Origin of the sequence: Thiobacter sp. AK1, assembly GCF_039822265.1 — a bacterium.
GTDB classification, from domain to species: Bacteria; Pseudomonadota; Gammaproteobacteria; order Burkholderiales; family Thiobacteraceae; genus Thiobacter; species Thiobacter aerophilum.
This window is the reverse complement of sequence record NZ_JBAJEX010000030.1, coordinates 1-665: the sequence shown is the minus strand read 5'-3', so window position 1 is coordinate 665 and position 665 is coordinate 1. Positions and strand designations below refer to the sequence as shown.

Here is a 665-nt window from a genome sequence, read left to right as displayed (position 1 = left end):
AAATCGACGATGACCGTCTGCGCCTCTTCCGGAAGTTTCTTGAAGACCATTCCCTGTGTGTTTTTCCTGTCGAACTGGGCGGCGACGCTCTTCTGCGTGTCGTAGCCGAATGCGTTTGCTAGCAGTCGCGCTTCGGCTTCAATCACAGTCAGCGGAGTTTTGGCCAACGCATCCACCGCCTTTTGTTTCTGCAGTCCGAAGTAGGGATCGAGCTTCTTCATCAACGCGTCAACATCGACCTTATCGGGGTTGCCATTGTCGCTGATGTATGCGTCGATCACCGCTTTTGTGCCAGCAGCACTTTGCTGACCAAGATCGACGCCCGTGCTGATGGTGACACCGCTCACGCCGATCACATCGCCTTTCCTGTGAATGATGTTGCCGTTCTTATCCTTTTCGAAGGAGCCAGAGGAGCTTGCAAAACGACCGGATCAGCCCTGGTCGATGCACGTCGTGTTTCATGGCGCGGGCGCGAGGTTGATGCACACAGGCTTGTCGGGGCAGCTGCCCTGTGCAGGATCGCAGGGCGACTGGGCCGCGCCGCTCTCCACCTCGTGCGCTTCGAGCCGGGCTTGAAACCGCCAGGCGACGCGGCTTTGGATCGCGGCCTGCTGCGAACGCCTGGCGGGCAAAACATCAGCCATCACTGTTTACGTGACTGGCAC

At 58.3% G+C, this 665-nt stretch carries 1 protein-coding gene; it reads right to left on the bottom strand.

Annotation, left to right across the window (positions count from 1 at the left end; genetic code table 11):
- Window positions 1-356 (bottom strand): pesticin C-terminus-like muramidase (locus tag V6E02_RS12930; RefSeq protein WP_347309215.1); only part of this gene is annotated, 356 nt, incomplete at its 3' end.
- Window positions 357-665: the final 309 nt, after the last annotated feature.